Raw genomic sequence first — 23,663 nt, forward strand, 5'->3', positions numbered from 1 at the left:
ATGTCATGAGTATACACGGAAAAGTAAAAATCGTAACGACCCATCAGCTTCAGGAAATGAAGTCGAAAGGGGAAAAAATATCCATGCTCACTGCCTATGATTTCTCCATGGCAAAGATCATAGATCAGGCAGGCGTGGATGTGATTCTGGTAGGGGATAGTGCTTCCAACGTCATGGCAGGAAATGAAACGACACTTCCCATCACTTTAGATCATATGATATGGCATGCTACTTCCGTGGTAAAGGCTGTAAATCGTGCCCTTGTGGTGGTAGATGTGCCATTTGGTAGCTATCAGGGGAGTTCATCTGAGGCCTTAAGATCATGTATCAGAATCATGAAAGAGTCAGGGGGGCATGCAGTGAAGATGGAAGGTGGCGTAGAAATAAAGGAGAGCATAACCCGAGTGCTTTCAGCAGGCATCCCGGTCATGGGGCATTTAGGGCTAACTCCTCAATCTATTTACAAATTCGGAACCTATACAGTAAGAGCTAAAGAAGAGGCAGAAGCACAGAAGCTGATTGAAGACGCCAAACTCCTGGAGTCGCTCGGTTGCTTTGCAATTGTTCTGGAGAAAATTCCATCCAAACTAGCTAAGAAAGTTTCAGAGGCTATTTCTATACCAACTATAGGCATTGGTGCCGGGCCGGATACGGACGGTCAGGTGCTCGTAGTTCATGACATGTTGGGTATTACCCAAGACTTTAAACCACGCTTTCTACGCCAATATGCAGATCTAAATAAGATTATGATGGAGGCCTTTGAAAACTACGTTTCCGACATTAAATCCCAAAAATTCCCCAACGAAAAAGAATCCTATTAATCACTAAAAAAGAGTCACAAGAATCAATGGCAAAGATCATTTACACACACACCGACGAAGCGCCAGCTTTAGCAACTAAATCTTTATTACCAATCATTCAGGCCTATGCCGGGAAATCAGGAGTGGAAGTAGAGACCAGGGATATCTCACTTGCAGGAAGAATCATTGCCTTGTTTCCTGAATTCCTCTCGGAGGATCAGCGAATTGAAGATGCGCTTTCAGAGTTAGGAAAAATTGCTAAAACACCGGAAGCGAATATTATTAAGCTACCGAACATTAGTGCCTCTATTCCACAGCTAATGGCTGCCATAAAGGAATTGCAAAAGCAAGGTTATGCGCTTCCGGATTATCCTGTGGAGCCGGCAAATGACCAGGAAAAAGATATTAAAGCTCGGTACGATAGGGTAAAAGGGAGTGCGGTAAATCCGGTGCTTCGGGAAGGAAATTCAGATAGGAGAGCTCCAAAGGCGGTTAAAAACTTTGCTAAAAAATTCCCACACTCCATGGGCAAATGGAGTGCAGATTCAAAATCCCATGTAGCTAGCATGAGTGAGGGTGATTTTTACGGAAGTGAAAAATCTGTAACTATCGCTAATGAAACGCATGTGAAAATCAAGTTTCACGGGCAGGATGGTGAGACGGTTGATTTGAAAGAAAGCTTCGCCATTCAGGCAGGAGAGGTGATTGATGCTTCAGTGATGAATATGTTCAAATTGAAGTCTTTCATTGAGCAGGAGATTGAAGACGCAAAAGCCAAGAATATCTTGTTTTCATTACACATGAAAGCAACCATGATGAAGGTCTCTGATCCGATCATCTTCGGTGCAGCAGTTGAGGTTTATTATAAGGATGTATTTGAAAAATACGCTGACCTTTTCAACGAATTAGGAGTGGATTCGACCAGCGGAATAGGGGATGTATACAGCAAAATCAAATCACTGGATGACGCAAAAAGGAAAGAAATTGAGGCTACCATTGAAAAGGTGTATGAGACACGTCCTGCATTGGCCATGGTAAATTCAGACAAAGGAATTACCAACCTCCATGTGCCTAGTGATGTAATCATTGACGCATCCATGCCGGCCATGATCAGAACATCCGGTCAGATGTGGAACAGGGACAATAAAACACAAGATACCAAAGCAGTAATCCCCGATAGATGTTATTCAGGAGTCTATCAGGCTGTGATTGATGATTGTAAAGAAAATGGAGCTTATGATCCAACTACGATGGGCAGTGTTCCAAACGTAGGTTTGATGGCACAAAAAGCTGAAGAGTATGGGTCTCATGATAAAACGTTCCAGTTTGACAAACCGGGTAAGGTACATGTGATTGATGCCGATGGCAATGTGCTATTAGAGCAGGAAGTGCAAACCGGTGACATTTTCAGAATGTGCCAGGTAAAAGATGCCCCAATTCAGGATTGGGTAAAGCTTGCTGTAAATCGGGCCAAAGCAACAGGATCACCTGCTGTATTTTGGTTAGACAAAAACAGAGCTCACGATGCTGAATTGATTAAGAAAGTTGAAAAATACCTAAAAGATCATAACACATCTGGGCTGGAAATTCACATCATGTCGCCGATAGAAGCAACGAAGTTTTCAGTTGATAGAATCCGAAAAGGACAAGATACCATCTCCGTAACAGGGAATGTCCTGAGAGATTATCTGACAGACTTATTCCCGATCCTCGAGGTTGGAACCAGCGCGAAAATGTTGTCTATTGTTCCACTAATGAATGGTGGGGGATTGTTTGAAACCGGTGCGGGTGGATCAGCTCCAAAGCATGTGCAGCAGTTTGTAGAAGAGGGTCACCTTCGATGGGACTCATTGGGTGAATTCATGGCGCTTGCCGTATCACTGGAACACCTAAGCGAAAAGTATGGCAATAAGCAAGCGAAGATTCTGGCAGATGCATTAGATAACGCCACCTCTAAATTGCTTGAAGAAAATAAGTCTCCATCGAGAAAGGTAAACGAAATCGATAATAGAGGGAGCCATTTCTACCTGGCCATGTACTGGGCTGAGATGCTGGCAAATCAAGATGAAGATGCAGGGCTGAAATCAGTATTCGAGAAAGTTGCCAGGGAGTTGTCAGCCAATGAATCTAAAATCAATGATGAGTTGATTGCTGCCCAGGGAACTCCTGTTAACATCGGCGGTTATTATAAGCCTAATGAAAAAATGGTTACTGCAGCCATGAGAGCTAGTGCGACTTTAAATCAGATTATCGATTCAATTTAGAAAGTAAAATTAAACTCAATTAACCCGGCCATGGTCGGGTTCTTTTTTTGTCTCTAATTCAGATGCGCATCTACTTTTCCACCCAGAGATCGCAAGAAAGCGTCATCCTGAAGATCTGACTTTTTAAATTTTACAGATTTCATTCCCCAATCATTCAACAGCGTCTCCAGTTCTTTCTTGGTATTGATTAAATGTAATATGTTGTTATGTTGTAAGTATGTGTCTTTGGTTTCGTAGAATATGATTGAGTTTTTTTCTTCAAAAGGTGGCTTTGCCTTAATGTCTTTTCTATCAATTGATACTTTAGTATAGATGGAGATTGATTCACCGTCATAGATATACTTCAAAAAGCCTTGCAGGGCGTTTTCGAATTGCTGAGTATTTATAAAAGTATCATCCCCCAGACCAAAGGATGCTATACGGTCAATCAGCAAAGTTTTAATCTCATTTTCCGACACCCTCCATTCTATGATATTGTGATAGATATTATACCTTAAATTAAGATCTTGCGTGGTGTCAGTGCTGTTTTTTAGCAATATCCACCCTGGTTTGAAATCTTCTGAATAGTACCAACTGCCTTTAACGATGGTTTCAGAATTATCTTTTTCCATGACATAGACGCTGGTGTTAGCCAATATTTGAGATAGTGGATGCTGATCTCGTGTAGGTTGAGCCACAATCACCAGACAGCCAAAAAGCAGACTAATCGAAATATTCAGACGTAACATAGATTTATTTATTATTGATTTAATTTAAAAGTTACGGAACTGGAATATTTAAAGCTTAGAATTGGTGTTTTTTATCTGATTCACTTGTAAAGAATTACACTAAACCTTAGAATATTCATTCATCAACTCACATCTTTTCAGAGCACCCATTGAAAATATTTATTAATGCTGTTTCTTTCACGCTTTAATAGTAAATTAAGTGAGTAATCACTTATTCTTCTAAAATTTTAATTTCAGCTTGAGCTTGTTTAAAGCTTGTATTTCTGTTTTAAAAATTCAATGGTCTCCTCCATTTCAAACTGCTCTTGAAGGATAAACCGTGTTGCCAGTCCATCCATTAAAGTAAGTAATAGGTTCGCTTCTTGTTCAGGATGATTATATCTAAGCCTGGAAAATGCCTGAATGAGCGCTTCTTCTATAGCTTCCATCTTGTGCTCGCCATAAATTTCGAGCTCCCATTTGATCTTGAATTGAAGCTTCCAAAAATCGATTGCATCCTTGTCTTTGCTTACTAAAACAAATAATTCAATATACTTTCTCAATAATTCTTTTGGATCCGGTTCCAATACAATATCTGCGAAAAGCTCTTTGGCTCTTTCTTCTCCTAATTTAATTATCGCTTCTAATAAACCTTCCTTATTCCCGAAATGACGAAAGATTAATCCTTCTGAAACCCCTGCACTTTTAGCCACCTTGCTGGTTGAGGTACTACGATAGCCTTCCTCTGCGAAGAGGGTAAGAGCAGCATTCAGGATCTTTTCTTGCTTTTCTGTCATTTAAAAAGTGAGTGATCACTTACAAAGTTAACTGAATCTGGTTACCTTGCAAATCCAATGAAAATATTTAAGAGAATTATGTTGATATTCATCTCTGTTATTCTGCTAATAGTAATAGCAGTCATGGTATTTTTTCGATTAGCACCGCAGATCGGTGGTAAGCCGGAAGGCGAGCGTTTAAATCGGATGCAAGCTACTTCTAACTATCAAGACGGAAAGTTCAGTAATACTGTAGAGACCAAAATGGATATGTCTTTTTCGGATGTGCGAAAGACGCTGGCGCATTACCTGTTTGCAGACAAGTCAACTAAATCACCAAGAAAGCAGATCGATGTGCAGCTATTCAATTCGCCTGCTTTTGAGCAAGCTCCTGATACCGGTGTTGTGATGTCTTGGTTTGGTCATTCGTCTATTCTTCTAAAAGTAGATGGAACAACTATTCTCTTTGATCCTGTTCTGGAAGGAAAAAGAGCTTCGATGTTTACTTTTATGGGACCGAAAAGGTTCCCTTATAGTGAATACCCGGAGGTAACAGATCTCCCTAAAATTGACGCAGTGATTATATCACATGATCACTATGACCATCTGGATTACCCGACCATCAAGTTGCTAAAAGAAAAAGTCAGTCGATTTTATATGCCCCTTGGTGTTGGAGCGCACTTTGAAAGTTGGGGTGTTCCGAAAGAAAACATTGTTGAGCTGGAATGGTGGCAAGAGGCAAGTCTTGCCGATCTAACTGTGGCACTTACTCCAACCCGACATTTTTCTGGCCGTGGGTTCGGTGATCGTTTTCATACACTTTGGGGATCTTGGGTCATCCTTGGGAAGAATGAACGAATTTACTTCAGTGGGGACAGTGGATACTTTCCCGGTTTTAAAGAAATCGGCGAGAAATATGGGCCGTTTGACCTGACTTTCATGGAATGTGGTGCTTACAATGAAGCCTGGAGTGAAATTCACATGTTCCCGGAACAAACCGCTCAGGCACATCTTGATCTGAAAGGCAAACTTCTAATGCCCATACATTGGGGAAAATTTGATTTAGCCTTACACCCCTGGAAAGAGTCTGTCAACAGACTAGCCAAAAAAGCGAACGAAGAAAATATCCAGCTATTCACCCCGGAAGTGGGCAAATTGGTTTCCATACAAAGCTCAGATAACACCGAAAGGTGGTGGAAAAAATATGAATAAAAATTCTTGGGTTAACTTTAGATAAACCTAAGTTCTCTAATCATGAGCAATCGCCGTGACTTTCTAAGAAAAAGTGCATTTAGTGCTCTTTCCTTACCACTTTTATCATTTTCCGGTACGTCATTCACACTTGAAGATTTGAATTCTTCTATATTGGATAATCAGGAGTACTGGAAGCTCATTCGAAAGCAGTTCGCACTAAAAGAAGGGCAAACCTACTTCAATAATGGAACCATGGGCCCCACATCCAATTATGCCCTGCAAAAGATGATGGATCACATGACCTATTATGCTAAACACGCAGCTGAGATCGACTATAAAGATGGATCTGGACCCGAATTATTGAGCGGTTATTTTCCGTGTGAGGAGCTTCGAAAAAAGCTCGGTGAAATAATCAATGCAGACTTCAAAGAAGTATCCCTTACACAGAATGCCACTTTCGGAATGAATTATGTTGCAAATGGGCTGGATTTAAAAGAAGGCGATGAATTACTAAACACCAATCAGGAGCATGGCGGTGGATTTGCTGCCTGGCAGCTACTGGCTAAAAGGAAAGGATGTGTTTATAAGCAGGCTATTATGCCGGTTCCTGCAAATGACCCGCAGGAAGTGATAGATGCCATCTTTCGTGAGGTCACAGATAAAACAAAGGTTATTGCTGTTCCGCATATTATCTCAGTCTATGGTGTAGTGATGCCGGTAAAAGAAATTTGTGCTGAAGCTCGAAAGCGTGGAATCTTTACCATCCTTGATGGCGCGCAGTGTGTTGGGCATGTTAAAGTGGATGTAAAGGAAATTGGTTGCGATGCATATTACTCAAGTTTGCACAAGTGGTTATTGGCTCCTCCGGGGAGCGGATTACTTTACGTCAATAAAGAGGTAGTAAGTGACATCTGGAGTACCATTGCCAGCTACAACTGGGAGAACGAAGAGGATCATGGTTTTCGATTGATGCAAAATGGAACCGGAAATCCGGGGCTGATCGCCGGGTATGATGCGGCGGTAGATTTTTACAATACCATTGGAGAGGACCGATGGGTTAGACGAATTAAAGAATTAGGCGATCACTTGAGGGCAGGTTTAAAGGAAATGGAACATGTGACCATTCATTCCTCTATACATCCTGATATGTGTGCAGGAATTACCACTTATTCAGTTGAAGGTCTTACCGGTCCTGAATTACAGAAAACACTTTGGGAAAAGGAAAAACTACAACCTAGGTCTGTCGGAAAAGAATTACTCAGACATTCTGTCCATATTTATAACTCGAAAGAAGAAATTGATAAAGCACTTAAAGTAGTCTCTGATTTAGCATGATTAAGATTTATAAAATAAGCCAATTAGCATTTTTACTGTTTGTCCTTTCAGCATGTACCACTGCGGTTGATGTTTCAGAAGATGCTGTTTCACAAAAAGAAGAAGCATCTTATGATGACCTGATCAGCCTGTTTGTGGAATGGCGTGATTTTGAGAATCCACCACTATATAATGGGGCTCCTGACTATAGAAAGGAAACCTTTGATGCTCGTCATTCAGAATTCCAAGAATTACAAAACAAGCTGCTCTCGATGGACACCACTGGATGGGAAGTCGCTGAAAAGATCGACTGGAAGATTGTTAGGGCGGAAATGAATGGATACGATTTTAATTATCGGATTCTAAAACCCTGGGAAAGAGATCCCGCTTTTTACAAATCCCTTTGGATGTATCGCAGCGATGTGCCTGCTCATGAAGGACCTACACATCACGGAACGGCCGAAATATGGCAGTACGAATTCCCATTGGATATCCCTGCCCGAGATCAATTGCTGTCCGATCTCAAAATTATTCCTGCGCTCAATGCCCAGGCAAAAACAAACCTAACGGGTAATGCACGAGACCTTTGGATAGCGGGGATACGCACCATAGAGTTTCAGAAAGAGAACCTAAACAACATTAAAACCTGGGAAGACATCAATAAAGATGATGCTTTGGTTTCTGCAATTGATGAAGCAATCAACTCCACAGACCAGTTTATAAGCTGGCTAAAAGATCAGGTCGCTTACAAAACCGGTCCATCAGGTATTGGAAAGGAGAATTATACCTGGTATTTGCAAAATGTGCATTTAGTACCGCTGACATGGGACGATGAAGTAATGATTTTGAAACGAGAGCTGGCACGTGCATGGTCGGCACTAAAATTAGAGGAGCATCGAAATAGAGCTTTGCCGAAATTAGAGCCAGTTGATTCGGAAGAGGCATATGAAGCCTTGGCAGATCGATCGGCTAAGAGTCTGATTAATTTTCTGGATCAGGATTCCATCGTTACGGTAAAAGATTATTTCGCTCCCGCTCTTAGGGAGCACCTGGGACAGTTTGTGCCGGAAGAAACCCGAAACTTCTTTTGGATCACTGCTCACCATGATCCAAGACCACTTTATTCTCATTTTTATCACTGGTTTGAGCTGGCTCGAATGGATACGGAACCAAATGAGAGCCCCATCCGAAAGAGCCCTTTGTTGTACAACATCTTTGATAGCAGAAATGAAGGTACCGCGACAGCTGTTGAAGAAATGTTCATGGATGCCGGGTTGTATGATGATGATCCCCGGGTACGCGAAATCGTTTATATCATGATTGCTCAGCGTGCGGCTCGTGGCTTGGGTTCATTATATGCACATGCCAATGAAATGACCATGGAAGAAGCGGGGAAAATTCATTCAGAGTATACACCGAGAGGCTGGATGAAGACCGAGAAAGAACTTCTGATTTTTGAACAGCACTTGTACTTACGTCAGCCGGGGTATGGTACCAGCTACATTACCGGAAAGTATCTGCTGGAAGACGCTATGATGGCATATGCCCATAAAAAAGAAAAGCAGAACAAACCATTTGTTCTGCGTGAATTCTTTGATGACTTAAACTCAATTGGAAATATTCCAATATCACTTACTAAGGAAGAAATGTTGAAAGCTTATTAAGCTTTTTCTTTCACTTCCTCTTTTTTGCTTGCTTCTGAAGCTACGGGTTCTTCTTGTGATTCCTCTGTCTCTTCGGTTGCTGATTCAACCTCGTGACGTGTCACTGTTAATTTGAAATGCTTGTCCATTTTAAACTCATACATGGCTTCTTCCAAAAGTTCATAAGCCGTGTTTGACTTTAGAAGTATTTCTAAAAGATCCTGAGCCACCACAGACATCTTGATGTTGTTTTGTGGTCTTCTTTTATAAGCTTCTAGCGTAAAAGCATGTCCACCACGTTCTTTTGGGTTCAAATCACGAAACTCATGAGATATGAATTGGTACTCTTGTGGAGCTTCAGCAGCATCACGCATAAGTTTTAAAAGTACCGGCTTGTACTTATTCCAAAGAAGTACATAAAGACTATGATTTACGGGATAAGAAGGCATGGTTTTTCAATTTTTTTGGTTTTAGGAAAAATATCCTTTGATCGCACGTGGAAGAAATCATTAGTTAAATGAAATGGAATTTTATCCGTACGATCAGCCCTCGCCTCTGAACATACCTCCCTTCGTAACACCTACAAAGGTAGTAGAATATATTGTGAATGCCTTATTGTCCAAATTTTCCCTTTAACATAGCCAGCTTAGCCTGCAAGTCTCCATCTGGAATTTGCTCCTCTCTGGGTTTGCTTTTCGATGGTGCAGGGCGTCTCTGTTGTGTTTTTGGGGCTTTTTTTACACTTTTCTTTACCTGAGGTGCATCACTTTTCATCGATAATGAAATACGTTTTCTGGGTACATCTACCTCCAAAACTTTTACGGTTACTTTCTGTCCAAGCTTCACTACCTGTGTCGGATCAGACACAAAGGAGTTAGATAGGTGACTGATATGTACCAATCCGTCCTGATGAACGCCTACATCTACAAATGCACCGAATTTGGTGATGTTGGTGACTACTCCCGGAAGGCTCATGCCTTCCTTCAGGTCCTTCACCTCATTTACACCTTCCTGAAACTGAATAGCCTCAAACTGATCCCTTGGATCGCGACCGGGACGGTCAAGCTCTGCAATGATGTCCTTTAAAGTTGGTAGTCCAACATCTTCATTAACATACTGATTCAGGTTGATTTGTTTTCGGAGCTCTGCCTTTGTCATCAGGTCACGAACAGTAGCTTGAGCATCCTTAGCCATTTGCTCCACTGTTTTATATCGCTCAGGGTGTACGGCACTTTTATCCAGTGGATTGTCGGCATTGAGGATCCTTAAAAATCCGGCAGCCTGCTCAAAGGCTTTATCTCCCAAACGTGGTACTTTTTTCAAAGCTTCCCTGGACTTGAACGGACCGTTCTCGTTTCGATACTTTACAATATTATCAGCGATTTGAGGGCCTAGACCAGATACATAGGTGAGCAACTGTTTGCTTGCTGTGTTCAATTCCACTCCCACACTATTCACGCAGCTCATCACCACATCATCGAGTGATTTTTTTAAAGCCGTTTGATCTACGTCATGTTGGTACTGCCCCACACCGATAGACTTAGCATCCAGTTTTACCAATTCTGCCAACGGATCCATCATTCGTCTTCCGATAGAAACAGAACCTCTCACCGTCACGTCTTCATTAGGGAATTCATCACGAGCTGCTTCAGAAGCAGAGTAGATAGATGCACCACTTTCATTCACCATCGCTACAATGACACTTGAAGGAAGGCCTAATTTTTTTACAAACGATTCGGTTTCCCTGCTTGCGGTTCCATTGCCAATGGCAATCGCTTCAATGTTATGTTTTTCGACCAGATGCTTCACCGTTTCACCAGCGCGAGTTATATCCTTTTGTGGTTCGTTAGGATAAATGGCGGTGAACTCTAATAATTTTCCCTGCTTATCGAGACACACCACCTTGCAACCTGTTCGGAAGCCCGGATCAATCGCCATTACAGCTTTTTGCCCCAAAGGTGCCGCCATCAGCAGTTGCTTCAGGTTTTCAGCAAACACGACGATTGCTTCTTCATCCGCCTTTTTCTTGGTTTCCATGCGCACCTCTGTTTCGATGCTCACACTCATCAGCCGTTTGTAGCAGTCTTTGATAGCTGTTTCTACCTGCGAGCTTGCCTCCGTATTTCCTTTTACAAATTGTCTTACTATAATATCCAGAGCTTCCTCTTCCTCAGGAGCAATATTCATGGAAAGAAAACCCTCTTTTTCACCTCTTCGAATAGCCAGTAGTCGGTGAGAAGGAATTTTAGCGATTGGCTCATCCCACTCAAAGTAGTCTTTGTATTTCTGGGCATCCGCATCCTTCTCTTTGCTCTTCAATACTTTGGAAGTGATGATCGCTTTTTTCATAAAAAGCTCCCTGATCTTCTGGCGAATCTCTGCATTTTCATTGATGGTCTCCGCAATGATGTCTCGCGCTCCTTGAAGCGCTTCTTCTATTGATTCAACACCTTTCTCTGAATCAATATAGTTGGAAGCTTCTGATGACACATCAAAGTTGGACTGCTCTAAAACCTTTATGGCTAGAGGTTCCAGACCTTTCTCTTTAGCCACACTCGCTTTCGTTTTTCTTTTAGGCTTGTAGGGTAGGTACAAATCTTCGAGAGCGGTCATGGTTTGCGCTTCATTGATCTTTTTCTCTAACTCCGGAGTGAGCTTTTCCTGCTCTTTGATTGATTTAAGAATAGCTTCTCTTCGAGCATCCAGATCACGAAGTTGCTGAATACGATCACGCACACCAGCTACTTGCAGATCATCCAAACTTCCGGTCACTTCTTTCCTATATCGGGAAATAAAGGGAACCGTGGCTCCTTCGTCCAAAAGTCCTATAGTAGCAATAACCTGTCGGGGTGCAATGTTTAATTCACTCGCTATTCGTTCTTCGTGTTTCATCTAAAATAAGTTTCTGAATGTTCTCCAAAATTAGCTTGCTGAATCATCTGGAGATAGTAAAATCGAAAAGAGTTATCCACTTTTTTGAGAAGGTCGAAAGCCAGTCCTTTTTTAAACTCTTATTTTTTGTGCAAAGGCAATGTCAACCCAAGAATTGGAATCCCTGCAACGTTAAATTCACTTGATGTTAAAAGACCATATTCCAGACTTGCACGACCTAACATGGATCTCCCTCCAATGAAAGCAAAAAGTGTATTTTCAACTACATAGGCATCAAGTAGAAGATAAAAGTTTCGACTTGCACGTAAGTTGCCGGCGAATGTCATAAATAAATCTGAGAAGTCGCCATTCACAAACCCGCTACCTGCACCGATGGTGAGGTTTGCATCTCTTGAACCAATCGTAGACATTCCATAGAGGAAGCCAAATGTCTCTCCGGCAAGTGTACCATAAACACCTCCGGCACCAACATTTAATTTGTCTTCTACAACTGGAGTAGTCAGCCGGGCAGTGAACCAGACAGGGGCTTCAGCAGCAAAGAAAAAGGTAGCTAGCACTCCGGCTCCAATAGAAAAGTTATCGGTAACTCCATACGAAAAGTTGTTGAAAAATATCCAGGTATTTTGATAGAATCCTTCTCCCTTTTTTAAACCATATGCGCTTGCAGATGCAAAATAATTGGCGGTTTGAAAGTTATATGGCCAATTACGACTATCAGTAATCGATCCGATAATTTTATTGATTTCTTTAATTTGATCAGCAGGAATCGTAATTGTTCCAATGCTTTTTGTCGCCAGAACAATGTATTCTTCATTGCGCTCCACTATAGTTCCAATATACGAGTTGCCATCTTTAGTGAAAACTTGATAAAGGGTAGTATCAGATTCGCTCGTTACATTTTGTGCTAAACAACTGTATGATTGTAAGCTTAAAAGGATAATTAAACAGTGTAGGAATGATTTCATAATTGTGAGATTAGGTGTTTGTTTTAGTAAACCGAATCGTTAAATGCCCCCAAAATCAAAGAGAACTTTTAATTGCGGTTCTATATTTCGAACAATACATCGCCAGCCAGAACTGGAATTATCAGAAAGTTCCCTCCCTTCATCTACTGCCTCATTCTCATCAGTATTGAATAAACCAAGTAGGACTGAACCTAGTCAATTTTAACCACTTAGTGCCCTATACCATTTGCTAGTATAGATGGGTGTTTTTTTAATTCTTTTTTATGCTTTAGTGAATAGACTGAACGATAGGTGGTTGGATCTTGAAAAAACTGATCCAATTGTCCTCTTGTTTCGGTATCAATCAGGGGCATCAATGGTTGATTTACCTCAAACAAATGGGCGATGGATTTTCTGATTTTTTCATCCCATACCTGATAATGTGAATCAAAATCGGTCGGACCTACTTTCTTTCGGCAATGGGATTCACTGCATATCAGCGGGATTTCTGTTTCCAAATTGAAAATGCCATACTCATCAGTGATTTGTTCGCCGGGGTGGATGTCCCTGATAGCCATTTCAAATCCATAGCCGGTACTGATCGTGTTGCAGTTACAACAGTGATTAACATACTTCGCAAAATCCCAGCTAATTATTCGGTTGCCATTTTCATCGATATAGGAATATTTCTCGATGACGTCCTGCATCTCACCGGTATACAAAAGATAGTCGGTGGGACTTACCACGATCTCCAGGCTGTCCTTTACATAGACAATCGTACCCTCAGGGATTAGTTCCGTGGCAAACACACCGTAACCAACCTCGTCACTGATGTGTTTAATTTCCGTTTTCGGATGAATCATTTGTGCAAAGTTTAATCAGGAAATCTGATATTTTATGCATCCGAAAAAAAGTAGAAGAATATTTTTTTGAAGAGAACATTCAGCTTTCCACATCTCCTGATATTCGGCCTGCCTGCCGGCAGGCAGGGTCGTCCGCTTTACTTTATGCTCGCTCCCATTCCCTGTCTGCCGGAGGTTCACTGGAGGCAGGCCGTCTAGTTTGCTGAGGGATTTGCTTCGAATAATTCCCCTTTGAAGGCGGTCCGACGTTTCGGGAGTGTGATGGAAATAAGAGAGGGAGGGGGATGTAATTATGTTTAAATACATTTCCTGACACAGTATCTTCCAATTAAATTTTCTCAGCACTTACCTGAAGATACCGCATCAAGTGCGGCATGACAGGGCTGCCGGCTTATAGTATCTTGTCATACTGGCCTATAAGACGGCATCTTGCACTATCAAAATGGAAATTAATACTACTGAAGTATCGCAACCATTGAGACAGGGATTAAGTACTTCTTTTTGTCATGCCGTGCTCCGACACGGCATCTTCAAGTCAACCTAATCACACCACTTAGAAGACAAATCTTCCCATTCGGGATTTTCCGTCTCAATTAATTCCACTTTCCATTTTCGCTTCCATTTTTTGATAAGCTTCTCTCTGCCGATAGCTTCATTTACATCATTATGAGTTTCGTACCACATCAATAGACTCGCCTGATACTTGCGTGTAAATGAATTAGGATCCAGTTTTTGTTTGTGCTCAAATACTCTACGCTCCAGATCATTCGTCATTCCAGTATAGAGGACAGTTCGGGAATAGTTAGTAAGTATGTAAACGTAGTATTCTTTGTAAGGCATGTTTTTTATAGCAATGTCATGCCGTCCTTTGAGACGGCATCCTGCACTATCAAAAAAGAAAATTAATTATTACTATAGACATCACATGATTGAAACGGAGCGTTATACCTATCAATGTTAAGCCGGCCTTGCGCTGAAGTCGCACCATCTATAAAATTATATTTTTCTAATGCTTATCTGAAGATACCGCATCAAGTGCGGTATGACATGGTCATGCCTACAATAACATGTCATGCCGTCCACTGAGACGGCATCCTCCTCGCAGTTTGGAAGATGGTGAAATAACAGAAATAGACTCACTAACTTCGCACTCTCATGCCATTCGACCCCAAAACCATAGACCTGCCAATCGTTGAAATCCTAGATGAAGTCAAGGATAAACTGGTTAATGACTCCACCCTGATTGTGCACGCACCACCCGGTGCAGGGAAGAGTACCTTGCTGCCTTTAGCTATATTCAATGAAGCCTGGCTCAAAGGACAAAAGATTATTATGCTCGAACCGAGAAGGCTGGCAGCACGATCTGTTGCGATGCGCATGTCAGAGCTGTTAGGTGAGAAAGTAGGTGAGACGGTCGGTTACCGCATCCGTTTTGAATCCAAAGTAAGTGATCAGACACAAATCGAAGTGGTCACCGAAGGAATTCTTACCCGTATGCTCCACGGCGATAACTCGCTGGAAGGAGTGGGGCTTGTCATCTTTGATGAATTCCACGAACGAAGCATTCATGCGGATGTAGCATTGGCGCTGTGCAGGGAATCTCAGCAGGTGTTGCGGCAAGACCTGAAGATACTGGTGATGTCCGCAACGCTTAACACCCCACAACTGTCAAGCCTTCTAGGCGCAAAGGTGGTAGAAAGTAAAGGGCGGCAATATCCTGTGGAGGTTTTCCATGAAGGCGATCAGGATCAGTTTATGATCCCGGAGATGACCGCCAACACCATTGTAAAGGCATCTAAAAAACACGAAGGAGACATTTTGGTCTTTTTACCTGGACAGGGAGAAATCAAGAAATGTGAAAGTATCATTCGATCAAAGTTGAGAGGGTGGTCTATACATCCACTGTACGGACAGCTTGCCTACAACAAACAAAAGGCTGCTATTCTGCCGGATCGAGAAGGACGAAGGAAAGTAGTGTTGGCCACCAACATTGCGGAGACTAGTTTAACCATTGAAGGGATCAAAGTGGTCGTGGATACAGGCTTTGGACGTACCATGAAATGGGATCCTAAATCAGGATTATCCCGACTGGAAACTGTTCAGATTTCCAAAGACTCAGCCGATCAAAGAGCCGGACGTGCCGGACGATTAAGTCCGGGTGTATGCTACCGTATGTGGTCCAAGGTGACGGACGGACGGCTGCAGGAGCATCGCACACCTGAAATCTTAGAAGTCGATCTGGCCTCCCTGGCATTGGACCTGGCAAGCTGGGGAATCACCGATCCCAACAGCCTTACCTGGCTGACACCACCACCAAGAGGTTCCTGGCTCTCAGCGATAAACACGTTGCATGAACTGGAGGCACTGGAGAATGGTCGGATTACCGCACATGGGAAAAACATGCATCGACTGCCATGCCATCCCCGCATTGCGCACATGATGCTGATGGCGGAAGACGATGATTTGGTTCCGCTGGCTGCAGATATTGCTGCTTTGCTGGAGGAACGCGATCCGCTTGGAAAAGAAGCTGGCATTGATGTCAATGTTCGAATTGAAGCCCTGCGAACGCATCGAAGAGAGCAACGAAAAGGAGGCCGACTGGATCGAATTGAAAAGGTCGCTTCATCGTATCGACAACTGTTTGATGTAGAAGAGGACAATGATCACTTCGACCCGTATGAAACAGGTCTGCTACTGACGTATGCGTTTCCTGAACGTATTGCCCACAACCGTCCCGGAAACAATGCTCAGTTTAAGCTCGCCAACGGTCGCATAGCCATGGCCGGACATAAAGACGATCTGGCACACGAATCCTGGCTGGCAGTGGCCAACCTGGATGCTCGTGATGGGATGGGAAAGATATTTCTGGCTTCTCCGCTCAACCCAAAAGACCTGGCACCTCGGGTGAAGGAAGTGGAAGTGATCGAATGGGACACGGAAGATGGTGGACTGAATGCCAGCAAAGACTTACGAATTGGGAGTATTGTGCTGAAGTCCGTTCCGCTACCCGATCCCGATCCTTCCCATTTGGTGGAGGCCATTTCTGACGCAATCAAAAAGGAAGGTCGCACCTTGCTGGATTGGAATGAACAGGTTGAGCAGCTTCAGAATAGAGTTAGGTGCCTTGGCAAATGGAGGCCTGCTGAAAACTGGCCTGACTTTAGTACGGACAATCTGATACTCACCAATAACGAATGGCTGACTCCTTATCTGGAAGGCGTTCGCAAGCCTCACGAACTGAAAAAGATCAATCTATACGAGGTGTTGTATCACTCGCTGGACTATGACAAACAGCAGCAATTGGAAAAACTGGCTCCAGCTAAAATGGAGGTACCAAGTGGCTCGGAGATCAAAATCATGTACCGTGACAATGGTGAAGCACCAGTTTTGGCTGCACGTATTCAGGAATTGTTTGGAATGGCAGAAACACCAACTGTGAATGATGGCAAGCAGCCACTATTGATTCATTTACTTTCCCCGGGATTCAAACCTGTGCAGGTGACTTCCGACCTCAAAAACTTCTGGAACGAAACCTATTTCGAGGTTCGCAAAGACCTGAAAGGCCGCTACCCCAAGCACCATTGGCCCGACGATCCCTGGACAGCCGAGGCGGTGAGGGGTGTGAAGCGGAAATAATCCCCCTTTTGAAGGCGGTTCGACGTTTCGAGGGTGCGAAGGGGTTGAGGGTAAGCAGGGGGATGTTTTTGTTCACTAAAGATCCCCGAATAAATCCGGGATAGGGATTTTAAAAACATCACCGTCACTGCGAGGAAGGAACGGACGAAGCAGTCTCATCATAGGACATGTCATGGAAGAGTGAGATCGCTTCACCTCCTTCGTCGTATCGCGATGACGGTAGCGCACAAAAAAAGCCTGAATGAAAATACATTCAGGCTAATAATGGTATTGTTAGTTACCTACTGCTATTTTCTCCCCAGCATCACACCGATCACACCACCGGTGATACCCATCATGATCATAGAAACGACTGGGTCTACAAGTGCCGATGTAAGGTTCATCATGTTGGAAGTACCATACATGGTTAGGTTCATGGCAAGCCCCAAGATAAGTCCTAGAATAGCGCCTGCTTTGAACCCGCCGCTAAACGTGGTGATGTTCGCCCATTTGCCGAAAATATAGACCAGAAAATAAGCCTGGAAAAGATTTCCCACAATTAGCGCCCACCAGATCATATCCTCTTCTGCGCGCATCACGTTAGTCGCAGAGCCGGCATTGTCTGCGTAGAAATCCATCAATAAGAATCCGTAAAAGAGCCATCCCAATAGGAAAAATACGACAAACCCAACCAGGGTTGCCAATACTCGATTTTTAGCTGTCATAATTATTTAGGTTAGTGTTACTCTATAAAGCTACTGATTTTGCAAGAAATAAGCTACACTATTATTAGCCAACCTCACGTCTAGTGAGTAGCTCTGTGGGGAGCTAGTAATTCTTATGTGTCATGGCGTGCTTGACACTGGATCTTCCATTCTTATAACCGGAAGATACCGAATCGGAATCCGGTGACAGAACCATTAGATGTCACCCTGGATCTGACTGCTGCAAGCAGGCACAGTGAAGGGTCTAACATCCCCCTCCAGCCCAGGGGAGGGAGAGATAGTGGGGAGGAGGGGGATTATAAAACCTCTCCCAATGCCTCGATGCAATGCTCGTTTTCTTCGGGGCGGCCGACGGAGATGCGGATGCAGTGTGCGATGGGGTCGTAGAGCGGACGTACGAGCACGCCACGTTTCATCAGTGCATCAAAGACGTGCATTACCTGGTCTCTGTCTTTCCAAACCGTCATGACGAAGTTGCCATAGGAGGGCACATATTTTACGCCCAGCCGGTCAAATTCCTTATAGAAGTACTTCAGTCCGCTGGTGTTGTTGTCGATGGTTTCTTTCAGGAAGTCATCGTCGTTGAGTGCGCCCATGCCTGCCGCCTGTGCCAGCGCCGTAGGCTCAAAGGTGAGCTTGGCTTTTCCCATCGCCTCGATGATCTTTTCATGGCCCACACCAAAACCGAGTCGGATGCCGGCAATGCCATAGGCTTTGCTGAAGGTTCGCAGGGTCAGAATATTGGGGTAATCCATCTCGAGCGAGTTTGGAAAGTCCGGATCGAGTGCAGTGGAGTATTCGAAGTAGGCTTCATCCACGATCACCAGGATATGGTCGGGGACGTGCTGCATGAAGTTGTCAAGCTCTGCTTTGGGGATACCTGTGCCTGTTGGGTTGTTGCAGTTGGCCAGGTAGATGACCTTGGTGTTTCGGTTGATGCGGCTTTTGATGGCCTCCAGATCAAATCCATACCCTTGCGTCATGGGCATGGCGACACAGCGCACATTGTTGATACGCGCCCAGTTGTAGATGATCACAAATCCTCCTTCGGAGGTCAGGAACTCATCTTCTCCGGTGCACAGTGCACGGATCGCAAGCATCAGCACAGACTCTGAGCCATTTCCCAGTACAATCTGGTTTTCGGGTTTGCCCAGTCTTTTGGAGAGTGCTTTTTTCAGGTCTACGCTCGCTGGATCTGGATAGTAGTTGATTGCATCGTACGCATCGATCACTGCCTGCTTGGATTTTGACGAGTAGCCAAGTGTATTCTCATTGTTCCAAAGGATAGCGACTCTGTCCCAGCCGTATTCTTCCCTTAGCTGTGGGATGGTTTTCCCGGGCTGGTAGCTTTTGATTGCGGCAATGTGATCAGGTATTTGGATGTTCATGTGGTAGTTAACTAGTGAATTGGTGAATTAGTTGACTGGTTGATTGGTGAATTGGTTATGTAGTGAGTAGTTGATTGGTTGATTCGTGTGTTCATATTTACTAATTAACTAAAATACTAATTAACCAACCTCCCAAGTTTCCTGTTTACGGAAAACCACTCCTTTAAACAAGCCGACCAATTCATCCCCTCGGGTAACTCGCACAATATACTGCCCCAGGCTTTTAGAGATGCTTTCTTTTTCAGCGGTGGCGATCAGCTCATCACCCTCGAAAATGGGTTTGATGTGATTGATCGATGTTTCAATGGAAACGGCTTTTTGCCCGTGGGAGTTCGAGGCAAATGCAAAAGCAGAATCAGCCAATGAAAATGAAATTCCTCCATGCGCTACCCTGTGGCCGTTGAGCATTTCTTCACGCACGGTCATTTGGATTTGGGCATAGCCTTCCTGTACCTCAAGCACCTCTACTCCCAGCCACTGACTGAAGGAGTCGTTGGCCATCATTTGGGATACTATTTTTTCTGCGGTTGTCATTGTTTGTCTATACTTCGACAGGCTCAGTATGACAAACGTTTTTACTTGTCACCCTGAGTTTATCGAAGGGTCAATAAAACGTTTTTCCTTCCTTTTTCATTTTCCTCAATAACGGGCTGCAACGATACCGATCTTCACGATACTCATCGTACAGCGCATCCATTTTTTCCACGCACCAGTCTATGCCTTTTTCATCGGCCCACTTGAGCAAGCCTTTCGGGTAGTTCACACCCTTAGTCATGGCCGTATCAATGTCTTCCCTGCTGGCGATATTCAGGAACAAAGCGTCTGCTGCTTCATTGATGAGCATGGCAAGCGTTCGATCCAGGATGATTTGTCCTAGTTTTTCATCTTTCTTCGGTTCCGGTTTCTCCGCACCCTCGTCATAATCGTAATAGCCTCTGCCTGACTTGCGTCCAAGAAAGCCCGCTTCAGACATGCGCTTTTGTGTGAACGATGGTTTGTATCGCGGATCATAGAAGAACGATGCAAAAACCGTTTCCGTCACCGTGTAGTTGATGTCGTTTCCAATGAAATCCATCAGCTCGAACGGTCCCATACGGAAGCCGCCCAGTTCTTTCATCGCCCAGTCAATGGTTGCGAATCCTGCTATTCCCTCTTCGTACATGCGTAGCGATTCGCCATAGAATGGTCGTGCTACACGGTTCACGATGAAGCCTGGCGTATCCTTTGCCAGCACGGTTAATTTCTTCCAGCTATCGACCCAGTCTTTGGCTTGCTTGGTGGTTTCTTCTGCTGTTTGCACTGCAGGAATGATCTCTACCAATGGCATTAAGGGGGCAGGGTTGAAGAAGTGTATGCCCACAAATCGGGAAGGATCTTTCAATGACGCTCCAATGGAAGCCAATGAAAGGGAAGAGGTGTTAGAAGCAATGATGGTGTCTTCCCGTACGATCTCTTCGACCGCCTTAAACACCTTTTGCTTGATCTCCAGATTTTCGATGATCGCCTCGATGACCAAATCGGAGTTTTCGAAGTACTGCTGGTCTTCGGTGAAGTCGATCCGTCCAAGGATCTTGTCAGCCGTTTCCTGATTGATCTTTTCTTTTTCCACCAGTCGGTTCATCACCTTCACAAGGCTGGCAGATGATTTCTCGAGGATGTCACTGTTGGTGTCATTGATCACCACATCCCATCCGGCCGTGGCGGCTACCTGCGCTATTCCGGTTCCCATGGTTCCGGCTCCTATCACACTTAATTTTGGCATTACTCTCCTTTAAAATTCGGTTTTCGTTTCTCAATAAAGGCCTGAACGCCTTCTTTGTAGTCGTTGGTTTCGGTGGCTTTGAACTGCCACTCTTTTTCCAACTCTAATTGCTGGTTTAGATCATTAGTAAATGACTGATTCAGCAAATGCTTGGTGTATGCCAGTCCTTTGGTTGGCATATTCGCCAGCTTCAATGCTATTATCTCAGCTTCCTCAGCAAAGGAATCGTCACTGAATACTTTGTAGATCATGCCCATCTGCTCCGCCTCTATTGCGGACACTTTGTCTCCCAGCATCATCAAAGCAGAGGCTTTTCCAAATCCAATGATTCTTGGAAGCGTGAATGTCCCACCACTGTCCGGTACCAATCCTATTTTGCTGAATGCCTGAATAAAGGCAGATGATTCAGTTGCCACACACACATCACAAGCCAGAGCGATATTGGCTCCTGCTCCTGCAGCTACTCCATTCACTGCAGCGATGATTGGTTTTTCAATGCTTCTTATCTGTCGGATGATCGGGTTGTAGTGCTCATCCACGATCTGCTCAATCTCCAGTCCATTGTCGGCGATGGCTTCCTGCAGGTCTTGCCCTGCACAAAAGGCTTTACCATTCCCGGTGAGCATGATAGCTCGCACGGAATTGTCTTTGGCGAATTCATCCAGCGCTTTTTGTACTGCTAATGCAAGCTCTTTATTGAAGCTATTGAAGACATCCGGCCGGTTGAAGGTCAGGATGCCGAGGGTATCTTTTTTAGTTATTTGAAGGGTGTCTGACATGTGGTTAATGTTTGGGATGCGAAGTTAAATATTATACGCTTTCTATTCCCCTCCTTGGAGGGGCGAGGGGTGGGTTTTGAAGTGATTTATTCAAAATGAGATTTTAATAGACCCACCTCATGCTCCTCCCAAGAGGAGATTTGTTTTCATTTTGAATAAATCAGTGACACTTAAAATAGTCAAATGGCTCCAGGCAGTCATTGCACTTAAAGAGGGATTTACAAGCGGTGGAGCCAAATTCACTTAGGAGTTGTGTGTTTTTGGAATCGCATTGTGGACACTCGATATCTTCCGGATTAGTGGGGTTAGGTGGGGCGATCCCGTATGCTTTGAGTTTTTGCTTGCCTTCTTCCGTCATCCATTCGGTGGTCCAGGCAGGGGAGAGGACGGTGGTGATTTTGAAATGATCGATACCTTCTTTTTTCAAGGCATTGTGTATGTCTTTTTCAATTTCCAGCATGGCCGGACAGCCGGAATAGGTAGGGGTGATGATCACTTCCACAAAATCATCGGTGATGAGTACATCACGCACAATACCCAAATCGGTAACGGAGATAACCGGTATTTCCGGATCGGTTACGTTTTCTAGAATGTCTACAATATGTTCTTTTGAAATTGTCATTTTCAATCAATAATCAGAACTCCATTTTCTTTATCCTCAATGAATGAGACCATTTTGTCGCTGTTTTCAGCTATTATGGAAGCAATTTCATCTGTGGAACAGTTCCCTCGTTTTATCCATATAACCTTTGGTGGGAATCCTTTTAACGACACCAGGTCAAAAAAATCAGTATCCTTTGTGATTATTGTGAAGTCATTTTTTAAAGCGTAATCCCAAATTGTGACATCTTCAGCTTCACTTAGATCAACCTGATAGACATGTTTGCTTTTTTCGAATCGACTGGAGATTTTATCAATCAATCTGAAAGATAAATTATGGTCGAAAAGTAACTTCATCTTAGGCGTGTAGAGCTATCCGTTCTCTGTGCGCCGCATATGCTAAAGAAGCATAAATATCGTCTTTAGTCAGGTATGGAAAATCATCCAGAATTTCATCGATACTCATGCCGGACGCAAGGTATTCCAGAATATCAGCTACAGTGATTCTCATCCCTCTGATACAGGGTTTTCCACCTCTCTTCCCCGGTTCGATTGTAATATGAGTACTGTAGTCCGATTTCATCCAAATAAAGTTAATTACTTTTTCCTAGAACAAATTACCACTCCTGACCCGGATACGCTCGTTGCAGAAACTGCAAATCTGAAAGGATATAGCCCAGGTGTTCAGTGTGTCGACCATCTTTTCCACCTTCGTGTGTGTAGGTGCTTTCAGGCGTGTCAAGCGTGGCTTCAGTAAGAACTTCTCGAATTTTCGCATCACGCTTTTCTTTCAAAGCAGCCAGGTCAACACCATACCCTTCTTCAAAAGCCTTGGTCTCAATTTCATTCGGTTTCGTTAGTTCTCCGGAATACGACCAAAGCTCATCTATCGCAGCTTTCATCCGGTTGTGGCTTTCTTCGGTTCCATCTCCCAGACGGATTACCCAGTCACCACTCCATTTCACATGATAAAGCGCTTCTTTGTGTGATTTTCCTGCAATGGCAGCTAAACGCTCATCCTTACTATTCATTAGCATTTCATAGAAATGCACGCTATAGGTATCGAATAAAAATTGTCGAAATATTGTTTGAGCAAAATCGCCGTTGGGTTGCTCCACCAATTGTACATTACGATAGTCCCATGCATCACGGAATGCCACGATTTCATCCTCACTTTTTCCTTCACCTTGTATCTCAGCGGCATACTGATACCACATTCTGCATTGCCCGATCAAATCAAGGCTGATGTTTGACATTGCGATATCCTGCTCCAGAATCGGCCCATGCCCACACCATTCTGCAAGTCGCTGACCCAGGATCAGACTACTGTCTGCGTGTTGTAAGACGTAGTTATATAGGTTTTGATCTTTCATATTTTAAGTACACAGTCTCAAGTC

General features: G+C 43.7%; 22 protein-coding genes. 6 read left to right on the forward strand and 16 right to left on the reverse strand.

All coding sequences use genetic code 11. From position 1 onward, the window contains the following. Positions 1-5: 5 nt before the first annotated feature. Together panB and RIC88_RS10545 are read left to right on the forward strand one after the other, a co-directional pair. The gene (gene panB, locus RIC88_RS10540) at positions 6-821 is read left to right on the forward strand and encodes a 3-methyl-2-oxobutanoate hydroxymethyltransferase (RefSeq protein WP_350217504.1); all 816 of its coding nucleotides are present in this window, start codon (positions 6-8) and stop codon (positions 819-821) included. Positions 822-847: 26 nt separating this feature from the next. Further along, positions 848-3,064 (forward strand): NADP-dependent isocitrate dehydrogenase, encoded by a 2,217-nt coding sequence (locus RIC88_RS10545; RefSeq protein WP_350217505.1) that lies wholly within the window; start codon positions 848-850, stop codon positions 3,062-3,064. 53 nt (positions 3,065-3,117) lie between these two features. Here the strand turns inward: RIC88_RS10545 and RIC88_RS10550 are convergent, their stop codons facing one another. Next, positions 3,118-3,792 (reverse strand): hypothetical protein, encoded by a 675-nt coding sequence (locus RIC88_RS10550; RefSeq protein WP_350217506.1) that lies wholly within the window; start codon positions 3,790-3,792, stop codon positions 3,118-3,120. Between the two features lie 248 nt (positions 3,793-4,040). Next, the gene (locus RIC88_RS10555) at positions 4,041-4,568 is read right to left on the reverse strand and encodes a TetR/AcrR family transcriptional regulator (RefSeq protein ID WP_350217507.1); all 528 of its coding nucleotides are present in this window, start codon (positions 4,566-4,568) and stop codon (positions 4,041-4,043) included. A 57-nt stretch (positions 4,569-4,625) separates the two neighbouring features. Between RIC88_RS10555 and RIC88_RS10560 the strand changes: the two genes are divergently transcribed. From RIC88_RS10560 to RIC88_RS10570, 3 genes are read left to right on the forward strand one after another with little or no spacing between them, the layout of a single operon-like run. After that, on the forward strand, positions 4,626-5,759 hold the full coding sequence (locus RIC88_RS10560) for an MBL fold metallo-hydrolase (protein ID WP_350217508.1): 1,134 nt from the start codon (positions 4,626-4,628) through the stop codon (positions 5,757-5,759). A 42-nt stretch (positions 5,760-5,801) separates the two neighbouring features. Further along, complete coding sequence (locus RIC88_RS10565; protein ID WP_350217509.1) at positions 5,802-7,076, forward strand: aminotransferase class V-fold PLP-dependent enzyme; 1,275 nt, start codon at positions 5,802-5,804, stop codon at positions 7,074-7,076. Beyond that, a complete protein-coding gene (locus RIC88_RS10570; protein ID WP_350217510.1) occupies positions 7,073-8,719 on the forward strand; it encodes a DUF885 domain-containing protein in 1,647 nt (548 codons plus the stop codon). The genes RIC88_RS10565 and RIC88_RS10570 overlap by 4 nt, the downstream gene beginning before the upstream one ends. Here RIC88_RS10570 and RIC88_RS10575 read toward each other — a convergent pair. The 5 genes from RIC88_RS10575 to RIC88_RS10595 form a co-directional block, all read right to left on the reverse strand. Further along, complete coding sequence (locus RIC88_RS10575) at positions 8,716-9,147, reverse strand: hypothetical protein (protein ID WP_350217511.1); 432 nt, start codon at positions 9,145-9,147, stop codon at positions 8,716-8,718. The genes RIC88_RS10570 and RIC88_RS10575 overlap by 4 nt on opposite strands. 163 nt (positions 9,148-9,310) lie before the next feature. Beyond that, complete coding sequence (locus tag RIC88_RS10580; protein WP_350217512.1) at positions 9,311-11,590, reverse strand: Tex family protein; 2,280 nt, start codon at positions 11,588-11,590, stop codon at positions 9,311-9,313. 119 nt (positions 11,591-11,709) lie between these two features. Then, on the reverse strand, positions 11,710-12,555 hold the full coding sequence (locus RIC88_RS10585) for an LSm family protein (RefSeq protein ID WP_350217513.1): 846 nt from the start codon (positions 12,553-12,555) through the stop codon (positions 11,710-11,712). 209 nt (positions 12,556-12,764) lie between these two features. Continuing rightward, the gene (locus tag RIC88_RS10590) at positions 12,765-13,397 is read right to left on the reverse strand and encodes an SET domain-containing protein (protein WP_350217514.1); all 633 of its coding nucleotides are present in this window, start codon (positions 13,395-13,397) and stop codon (positions 12,765-12,767) included. Between the two features lie 540 nt (positions 13,398-13,937). After that, positions 13,938-14,237 (reverse strand): GIY-YIG nuclease family protein, encoded by a 300-nt coding sequence (locus RIC88_RS10595; RefSeq protein ID WP_350217515.1) that lies wholly within the window; start codon positions 14,235-14,237, stop codon positions 13,938-13,940. Positions 14,238-14,552: 315 nt separating this feature from the next. Here RIC88_RS10595 and hrpB point away from each other — a divergent pair, with 315 nt between their 5' ends. Continuing rightward, positions 14,553-17,033, forward strand: a complete 2,481-nt coding sequence (gene hrpB / locus RIC88_RS10600; RefSeq protein WP_350217516.1) for an ATP-dependent helicase HrpB — start codon at positions 14,553-14,555, stop codon at positions 17,031-17,033. A gap of 287 nt (positions 17,034-17,320) precedes the next feature. Here hrpB and RIC88_RS10605 read toward each other — a convergent pair whose 3' ends face one another. The 9 genes from RIC88_RS10605 to paaC form a co-directional block, all read right to left on the reverse strand. After that, positions 17,321-17,716, reverse strand: coding sequence for a DUF1761 domain-containing protein (locus RIC88_RS10605; protein ID WP_350217517.1), 396 nt, complete (start codon positions 17,714-17,716; stop codon positions 17,321-17,323). Between the two features lie 317 nt (positions 17,717-18,033). After that, complete coding sequence (hisC, locus tag RIC88_RS10610) at positions 18,034-19,125, reverse strand: histidinol-phosphate transaminase (protein ID WP_350217518.1); 1,092 nt, start codon at positions 19,123-19,125, stop codon at positions 18,034-18,036. A gap of 120 nt (positions 19,126-19,245) precedes the next feature. Then, complete coding sequence (gene paaI / locus RIC88_RS10615; RefSeq protein WP_350217519.1) at positions 19,246-19,659, reverse strand: hydroxyphenylacetyl-CoA thioesterase PaaI; 414 nt, start codon at positions 19,657-19,659, stop codon at positions 19,246-19,248. Positions 19,660-19,729: 70 nt separating this feature from the next. Then, entirely contained in the window at positions 19,730-20,887 is a 1,158-nt protein-coding gene (locus RIC88_RS10620) for a 3-hydroxyacyl-CoA dehydrogenase NAD-binding domain-containing protein (RefSeq protein WP_350217520.1), read from the reverse strand. After that, the gene (locus tag RIC88_RS10625; RefSeq protein ID WP_350217521.1) at positions 20,887-21,666 is read right to left on the reverse strand and encodes an enoyl-CoA hydratase-related protein; all 780 of its coding nucleotides are present in this window, start codon (positions 21,664-21,666) and stop codon (positions 20,887-20,889) included. Before RIC88_RS10625 ends, RIC88_RS10620 begins: the two co-directional genes overlap by 1 nt. A 160-nt stretch (positions 21,667-21,826) precedes the next feature. Next, positions 21,827-22,288: a 1,2-phenylacetyl-CoA epoxidase subunit PaaD gene (gene paaD / locus RIC88_RS10630; protein ID WP_350217522.1), complete on the reverse strand. Its 462-nt coding sequence runs from the start codon at positions 22,286-22,288 to the stop codon at positions 21,827-21,829. 2 nt (positions 22,289-22,290) lie between these two features. Further along, positions 22,291-22,623: a DUF5615 family PIN-like protein gene (locus RIC88_RS10635; RefSeq protein ID WP_350217523.1), complete on the reverse strand. Its 333-nt coding sequence runs from the start codon at positions 22,621-22,623 to the stop codon at positions 22,291-22,293. A 1-nt stretch (position 22,624) separates the two neighbouring features. Next, complete coding sequence (locus RIC88_RS10640) at positions 22,625-22,849, reverse strand: DUF433 domain-containing protein (RefSeq protein ID WP_350217524.1); 225 nt, start codon at positions 22,847-22,849, stop codon at positions 22,625-22,627. 34 nt (positions 22,850-22,883) lie between these two features. Next, positions 22,884-23,639, reverse strand: a complete 756-nt coding sequence (gene paaC, locus RIC88_RS10645; protein ID WP_350217525.1) for a 1,2-phenylacetyl-CoA epoxidase subunit PaaC — start codon at positions 23,637-23,639, stop codon at positions 22,884-22,886. Between the last annotated feature and the right edge of the window lie 24 nt (positions 23,640-23,663).

This window comes from Ekhidna sp. (genome assembly GCF_040220215.1).
In the GTDB taxonomy this organism is placed as follows: domain Bacteria; phylum Bacteroidota; class Bacteroidia; order Cytophagales; family Cyclobacteriaceae; genus Ekhidna.